Origin of the sequence: Paraburkholderia sp. RL17-347-BIC-D (genome assembly GCF_046027915.1) — a bacterium.
Taxonomy (GTDB): domain Bacteria; phylum Pseudomonadota; class Gammaproteobacteria; order Burkholderiales; family Burkholderiaceae; genus Paraburkholderia.
This window is the reverse complement of sequence record NZ_JARESS010000193.1, coordinates 1-1,008: the sequence shown is the minus strand read 5'-3', so window position 1 is coordinate 1,008 and position 1,008 is coordinate 1. Positions and strand designations below refer to the sequence as shown.

Annotated in this window: 3 protein-coding genes; all 3 read right to left on the bottom strand. The window is 61.6% G+C overall.

The features are described 5' to 3' along the window. Positions 1-191, bottom strand: a 191-nt coding sequence (locus tag P0D96_RS48105; protein ID WP_408321375.1) for a hypothetical protein, incomplete at its 3' end; no start/stop codon positions are given. 136 nt (positions 192-327) lie between these two features. Then, entirely contained in the window at positions 328-660 is a 333-nt protein-coding gene (locus tag P0D96_RS48100; RefSeq protein WP_408182501.1) for a DUF6788 family protein, read from the bottom strand. A gap of 52 nt (positions 661-712) precedes the next feature. Further along, positions 713-1,008: Y4bD/Y4pK family protein (locus P0D96_RS48095; RefSeq protein WP_408321373.1), on the bottom strand; the 296-nt coding region annotated here is incomplete at its 5' end.

Below are 1,008 nucleotides of genomic sequence, written 5' to 3'. Positions count from 1 at the left end.
CCCGACTGGCCAAGGTCGCGGTCCAGGATCCGGACCGCCGTGGCTGGCCAACCCAGTGCCAGCGCCTTCTCGCGCAAAGCATATTGACGCTCGGTGCTCTCCTGATGGTGCCGCACCTGGGCCAGCGTCGACTGGCGGATATAGATGTACGCCGGCTTGCTCAGATGTTGCGGGGTGATCTTGGTGTTCATCGACGGCCTCCGCGGTCGGTTCCAGCTCGGGTCCGGCGGTGAGCCAGGCCTCGAGCATGTTGGCGATGAGTACGCCGGCCAGGTGAGGATCGATGCAGTGGGTGAGTGACAGCGACGACTGGCTCACCGACGCCTCTCAGAGCGCTTCGCGGCGGCGTAAGAGTTCGCGGTTGATCTCGCAAATCTCCTCGATGATCTCGCGGACCCGGTGATAGTTCGCCAGGCGTTCGGTCACGTCGGCGTAATCGGCCTGAGGCACGTAGTCCATTTGCGGTCGGCGACCGGGAAAGCTCACAGACAGGTAGTACTTGGGACCATGACCGGGGCCGTCGGCACACTTGCAGCCGGGTTTGCCGCAGCGCTTGTAGCGCTCGATGAGCGAACCACGCAGGAGCGTGTCCAAAGGCGGCATTTGCCGCAGCAACTGGACGCGACGCTTGCGCAACGTCGACGACGGAATATCTTCCATGAGCGGACCACGTTAACGACTGGTCTGATAGTAGGACACGAAAATCCATTGATCAAGCTCCTTTGGCGGGTGATTTCTTCGAGGCAGACAAGGAAAGCTGGTCAATCAGGTCAATCAACTCCAGCAACATGTCCAGCTCGAAGCAGCACACTGTAACGTCGCCGCTATGGACAGAGGGCGTGCCCCAGTCGGTCCACTCGCGGGCAATGCTGAAGCTGCCGCGCTCGGCATGACCCACGAGCAGCGCGTCAACTCCGCCGACGCGACGCGTCTTCAGTACGGGAAAGCGCTGGCCTTTAAGTGGATGGAACGGATGGCAGATCTCGGCCCATCCCAAATCCGGGTTGG